We start from the raw sequence: 7,132 nt of genomic DNA on the forward strand, positions 1-7,132 counted from the left end.
GGATTCGACGCCTTCGTCGAGGTGAGCCCCCACCCGGTGCTGACGACACCGATCGAGAGCACGGTCGAAGCCGCCGAGGCAGAAGCGGTGGTGCTGGGGACGTTGCGGCGGGGCGAGGGCGGCCCGGAGCGCTTCGGCACGGCACTCGCCGAGGCGCACGTCAACGGTCTCCCCGTCGACTGGTCCCCGCTGTTGGGGGACCGCGCTCGACAGCGCGACGCGGTGGCCGCGGAGCTGCCGACGTACGCCTTCCGGCGCCGGCGGTACTGGCCGACACGTTCGGTGTCCACCGGTGATGCGCGCGGCCTCGGCCAGGTCGCGGCGCGGCATCCGCTGCTCGGCGCGGTGGTGCGACGCGGCGGCGGGCACGGAGTCCTGTTGACGGGACGGCTGGCGTTGTCCTCGCACGCCTGGCTCGGGGACCACGCGGTTGCCGGGACGGTGCTCCTGCCGGGTACGGCCTTCGTCGAACTGGCGATCCGGGCCGGAGACGAGGTCGGTTGCGGCCGGATCGCCGAACTGGCCCTGGAAGCACCGCTGGTGATCCCCGAGCACGGCTCGCTTCAGCTACAGGTCGACGTCGGCGCGGCCGAGCGCGACGGGACCCGGCCGATCGGCGTGTTCGCCCGAAACGCGGACGATTCGGCGCAGTCGGACTGGACCCGGCATGCCGTCGGGACGCTGTCCGAAGCCGGATCGGCGCCGGACGTGTCCTTCGCCTCGGGGCCCTGGCCGCCGACCGGTGCGGAGCCGGTGGACCTGGCGGGCTTCTACGCCGACCTGGTGCCGAGCGGCTATGCGTACGGGCCCGCGTTCCAGGGCCTGCGCGCCGCCTGGCGTGCCGGTGACGACATCTACGCCGAGGTGGTGCTGCCCGAGGGCGTGGCGGACGGCGCGGGCCGCTTCGGACTGCATCCGGCGCTGCTCGACGCCGCGTTGCACGCCGCTCTCTCCGGGGGCGGCGACGGTGACGAGGGCGCCGGCGGCGACGGTATGCCGGAGCGGGTGAGGTTGCCGTTCGTCTTCAAGGGGCTGACGCTCCACGCGAACGCCGCGTCCCACCTGCGGGTACGGCTGTCTCCCGGCGGATCGCACACCGTCCGCGTGCTGCTGGCGGACACGACGGGCGGCCCGGTGGCCGCGATCGAGGCGCTGACCCTGCGCCCGATCACCGCCGAGGCGCTCGCGGCGGCGCGGCCGGTCGTGGCGAACGACCTGTACCGCGTGGACTGGATTCCGGCCGCAGGGGTCGACGAGGCCTTCGCCGGCGGGATTTTGGTGCTCGACGCCGACGCCCCCGATCTGGACGCGGCGGTCGTGGGCGGCGTGCCCGACGCGGTCGTGCTTCCCTGCGTCGCCGACTCGGGGCCGCACGACGACCACGCCGCCGCGGCCCGTCGGGTGGCGGCGCGGGTGTTGTCGGTGGTGCGGGAGTGGCTGGGTGACCAGCGGTTCGTCGGGTCGCGGTTGGTCGTGGTGACGCGCGGTGCGGTGGGTGTGTCGGCCCGCTCGGAGGTGTCCTCGCTGCCGGGCCTCGCGGCGTCGGCGGTGTGGGGCCTGGTGCGGTCGGCGGCCACCGAGCACCCGGATCGTTTTGCGCTGGTGGACGTCGACGACGCGGAGTGGACGGCTGCCCTGCCGGGCGTACTGGCCTGCGGCGAGCGCGAGACGGCGGTGCGAGGCGGCGCGGTGTTGGTGCCGCGACTGGTCCGGCATGCCGTCGGCTCCGCCGCCACCGGCGCGTGCACCCGCGCTGCGGCGCGTCTCGGTGACGGAACGGTCCTGATCACCGGCGGCACCGGGCTGTTGGGCGCACTGGTGGCCCGTCGGCTCGTCGCGCGGCACGGTGTGCGAAGCCTGGTGCTGCTCAGCCGTCGAGGCGAACAGGCGCCCGGAGTACGGGAGTTGCTGGCGGAGCTGACGGAACTCGGGGCGTCCGTGGTGGTCGAGGCGGGCGACGCGGCGGATCGGCAGACGTTGAGCGGGGTATTGGACCGCGTGCGGGCCCCGCTGACGGGTGTGGTGCACGCGGCCGGGATCCTGGACGACGGTCTGGTCGCGGCGTTGACCGAGGACCGGTTGCACGCTGTGCTGCGGGCCAAGATCGACGGTGCGGTCAACCTGCACGAGTCGACGCGCGACCTCGACTTGGCCGCCTTCGTGCTCTTCTCCTCCGTGTCCGGGATCCTGGGTGGTCCGGGGCAGGCGAACTACGCGGCGGCGAACACTTATCTCGACGCGCTCGCGCACGCCCGTCGCGCGGCCGGACTGCCGGCCACCTCGCTGGCCTGGGGGCTGTGGGCCGAGGCCGGCGGGATGACCGGCGCGATGAGCGGCGCCGACCGGCGGCGGATGGGCCGGCTGGGCGTCGGCGTGCTCGCCACCGAGCAGGGCCTGCGCCTCTTCGACGCCGCACTCGGCACCACCGAGGCCCTGTTGGTCCCCGCCGCGTTGGACCTGCCCGCGCTCCGCGCCCGGGCCGGGAGCGGCAGGCCGATGGGAATGTCGCGCGGCCTCGCTCCCGCTCCGGCACGCCCCACCGCCCTCGCGTCGCGGTCCTTGTCGGCCCGACGACTCACCGCGCTGCCGGACGACGAGCGGGAACGCGCCCTCTCGGACATGGTTCACGAACAGGTGGCGGCCGTACTCGGCCTGCCCAAAGGTGTCGACGTCGACATCACCGCCACCTTCAAGTCCCTCGGCTTCGACTCGCTCACCGGCCTCGAACTGCGCAACCGGCTCGATTCCGCGACTGGTCTGCGCCTGCCGGCCGGCCTGGTCTTCGACCACCCGACGCCGACCGCGCTCCTGCGCAGGCTCCGACAGGAACTCTTCGGCGCCCGGGACACGCCGCCCGCCGTCGTGACCGGCCCGGCGGTGGAGGACGAACCGATCGCCATCGTCGGGATGGCGTGCCGCTATCCCGGCGGAGTGGAGTCGCCCGAGGATTTGTGGCATCTGGTCGCCGAAGGCGGGGACGCGGTCTCGCCGTTCCCGTCGAACCGCGGTTGGGACCTGGACGGCCTGTACGACCCCGATCCGGCGGCCTCCGGGAAGAGCTATGCCCGCGAGGGCGGATTCCTGCACGACGCCGGGCAGTTCGATGCCGAGTTCTTCGACGTTTCGCCGCGCGAGGCGCTGGCGATGGACCCGCAGCAGCGGCTCCTGCTGGAGACCTCGTGGCAGGTGCTGGAACGGGCCGGGATCGACCCCGCCACGCTGCGCGGCAGCCGGACCGGTGTTTTCGTCGGAGTGATGTACCACGACTACGCGTCGGGCATGCAGCAGGTGCCCGAGGGTGTGGACGGCTACCTGCTGATCGGAAATGCCGGCAGCGTGGCGTCGGGCCGGGTCGCGTACGCCTTCGGCTTCGAGGGTCCCGCGCTGACCGTGGACACGGCGTGTTCGTCGTCGTTGGTGGCGCTGCATCTGGCCGTTCGGGCGTTGCGCGGCGGTGAGTGCTCGATGGCGCTCGCCGGTGGTGTGACCGTGATGGCGACCCCGGAGGTCTTCGTCGAGTTCAGCCGGCAGCGGGGGGTCTCGCCGGACGGTCGGTGCAAGGCGTTCTCGGCGGCCGCGGATGGTGCCGGTTGGTCGGAGGGTGTCGGTGTGCTGCTCGTGGAGCGGTTGTCCGACGCGCGGCGCCTGGGGCACCGGGTGCTGGCGACGGTTCGCGGTACGGCGGTCAATCAGGACGGTGCGAGCAACGGCCTGACGGCGCCGAACGGCCCGGCACAGCAGCGGGTGATCAGGCAGGCGTTGGCGAACGCCGGTCTGTCGACCGCCGACGTCGACGCGGTCGAGGCGCACGGCTCGGGCACGCCGCTGGGCGACCCGATCGAGGCGCAGGCGCTCATCGCGACCTACGGCCGGGACCGCGACGCGGGCAGCCCGCTCTACCTGGGATCGCTGAAGTCGAACATCGGCCACGCACAGGCCGCCGCGGGCGTGGGCGGTGTGATCAAGATGGTGATGGCGATGCGGGCGGGCGTGTTGCCGCAGACCCTGCACTGCGATGTGCCGTCCCCGCACGTCGACTGGTCGCTGGGCGCGGTCGAACCTCTCACCGAGGCACGCGAATGGCCGAGGACGGGACGCCCCCGCCGGGCCGGCGTCTCCTCGTTCGGCGCGAGCGGTACCAATGCGCATGTGGTCCTGGAACAGGGGCCCGAACCGGTGCCTGCCGAGGACGTCGCGGAAGTGACGGGCGCCGAACGGGTCCTGGCCTGGCCGGTTTCGGCGAAGTCCGGTGACGCGCTGCGCGCGCAGGCGGCCGTGTTGTCCGCCTACCTGCGGGACAACCCCGAACTCGACCTCGCCGCGGTCGCCTCGGCGCTCGCCGGATCGCGTGCGGCCCTCGACGAGCGCGCCGTCGTGGTCGGTTCCTCGCGGGCCGCGCTGTCGAGCGGGCTGGACGCGCTGGCCGCGGGCGAATCCGCGGCGGGCGTGATTCGCGGCTCGGTCCTGGGAACGGGAGACCTGGCCTTCCTGTTCACCGGGCAGGGGAGTCAGCGGGTCGGGATGGGGCGTGAACTGTACGGCCTCTTCCCGGTGTTCGCCGACGCCTTCGATGCCGCGGTGTCGGAGTTGGACCGCCGACTCGCCGGGCATGTGGGGTTCCCGGTGCGGGATGTGGTGTTCGGGGTGGAGGGCACCGCGGGGTTGTTGGACGAGACGGTGTTCACCCAGGCTGCGCTGTTCGCGGTGGAGGTGGCGCTGTTCCGGTTGGTCGAGTCCTTCGGTGTGCGTCCGGGGCTCGTACTGGGGCATTCGATCGGGGAGTTGGCCGCCGCGCATGTGGCGGGTGTGTGGTCGCTCGCGGACGCGGCGACGGTGGTCGCGGCCCGGAGCCGGTTGATGCAGGCGTTGCCGGCGGGTGGGGCGATGGTCGCGGTGCAGGCCGGTGAAGCCGAGGTGACGGCAGCGCTGGAGGCGGCGGGGGTCGGGAACACCGCGGGCATCGCCGCCTTGAACGGGCCGAGTTCGGTGGTGCTCTCCGGTGACGAGGAGCCGGTGTCGCGGATCGCGGCCGAGTTCGCGGCGCGGGGACGCAAGACCAAGCGGCTGAAGGTGAGTCGCGCCTCTCACTCCCCGCGGATGGACGGGATGGCGGCCGACTACCGGAGCGTCCTGGAGGGGGTGACCTTCGCCCGACCCACACGTGCGATCGTCTCCACCCTGACCGGACGGCTCTTGAGCGCCGAGGAGTCGAACGATCCGGACTACTGGGTACGCCAGGTTCGCGGGGCCGTGCGTTTCGCGGATGCCGTGGCATACCTGCGCGCGACGGGCGTCGGAACCTTCCTGGAGCTGGGGCCGGACGGTGTGTTGACCGCGCTGGTCCACGATGGTGTCGCCGCGCCGACCGACACCGGGGAGCGCGCCCCCGACATCGCGGCGGGCTCCGTGTTGCGCCGGGATCGACCGGAGCACGAGGCACTGCTCTGCGCACTCGCGTTCGTCCACGTACGCGGCTGCCCGATCGACTGGTCGGCGGTGCTCCCGCCGGCCGAGCACCGGCACCTCGATCTGCCCACCTACGCCTTTCGGCGCCGGCTCTACTGGCTCGACCGCACCGCGAGCGCACCCGCCGACGCCGTCGGCCTCGGACTGGTCGCGGCGGATCACCCGTTGCTCGCGGCGACCGTACGTCCGGCCGGAGCCGACACGGTCCTGCTGACCGGCCGGATCTCGGTCCGGGCCCAACCGTGGCTGGGCGACCATGCCGTCGCGGGGACGGTGTTGCTGGCCGGAACCGCGTTCGCGGAGCTGGCCGTCCAGGCGGGCGATTCGGTGGGGTGCGGGCGGGTCGACGAACTGACCCTGCGGACACCGCTCGTACTGCCCGCGCAGGGCGCGCGTGCCCTCCAGGTGCACGTGGAGCCGGCGGCCGCCGACGGGCGCCGGACCGTGTCGGTGCACTCCCGGGACGAGGCGGCGGGGGACGACGGCGAATGGACCTGCCATGCCGTCGGTGTCCTGGCCGAGGACGCCGCCGACGCGGTATTCGATTTCGCCGTCTGGCCCCCGCCCGGCGCGCGGCCGATCGACCTCGACGGTTTCTACGCCCGTGCCGCCGACGCCGGTTACGGCTACGGGCCCGCGTTCCGAGGTCTGCGCGCGCTGTACCGGGGCTTGCACGGCGAGCTGTTCGCCGACGTGCGGTTGCCCGACGAACTCATCGGTGAGGCAGGTCGGTTCGGAATCCACCCCGCGCTGCTCGACGCCGCTCTGCACGGCCTGGTCGCGGACGGGATCGATGCGGTCCACAAGCCCACGATGCGGCTTCCCTTCGCGTGGAACGGCATCACGTTGCACGCGGTCGGGGCCTCGACACTGCGGATCTGCCTGGCGCCGGTCGACGGTGACCCCGACCGGATCGCGCTGCAGGCCGCCGACGGCACCGGGCGGCCGGTGCTCTCCGCCGACGCGCTCGAACTGCGCTCCGTCGATCCGACCCGGCTGGGCGCCGCCTCCTCGGCGGCGGATTCCCTGTACTCGGTGGTCTGGACCCCCGTCGGCCGACCCGATCCGGACATCGACGGCCCGGATCCGGCCCCGGACTTGACCGTCCACCATTGCACCCCGGTTCCGGCGGCCGTAGTGGGGGACGTGGTGCCGGCTGCCGAGCTCGCGGCCGTACGTCTGCTCACGGCGGTGCAGGAGTGGCTGAAGAAGACGGCGACCGCCGAATCCGCCGGCTCCCGTTTCGTGGTGGTGACGCGCGGGGCGGTGGCGGCGGTCCCCGGTGACGCGGTACCCGACCTCGGGCACGCCCCCGCATGGGGGTTGGTGCGGTCGGCGCAGAGCGAGCACCCCGACCGGTTCCTGCTGATCGACCTGGACCCGGACGCCGCCGACGCGGCGGACCCCGTCGAGACGGCCCGCATCGCCCTGGCCGCGCGCGAGACCCAGGTCGCCGTGCGGGCGGGCACCGTACTCGCGCCGAGGCTGGTCCGAGCCGATCGGGACGGGACGTTGGCGCCGCTGTCGGGTCCGTGGCGACTGGACGCCGTGGCGCGCGGGACGCTTGCGAGTTTGGCGTTGGTTGCGGTGCCGGGGGTGTCGGAGCCTTTGGGGTGGGGGGAGTTGCGGGTCGGGGTGCGGGTTGCCGGGCTCAATTTTCGTGATG

The 7,132-nt window shown here is 73.3% G+C and carries 1 protein-coding gene; it reads left to right on the plus strand.

All coding sequences use genetic code 11. The annotated features are described in order from the left end of the window. Positions 1-7,132 (plus strand): type I polyketide synthase (locus ACWCPW_RS51210; RefSeq protein ID WP_449768551.1); only part of this gene is annotated, 7,132 nt, incomplete at both ends.

This window comes from Embleya sp. NPDC001921 (assembly GCF_053594475.1).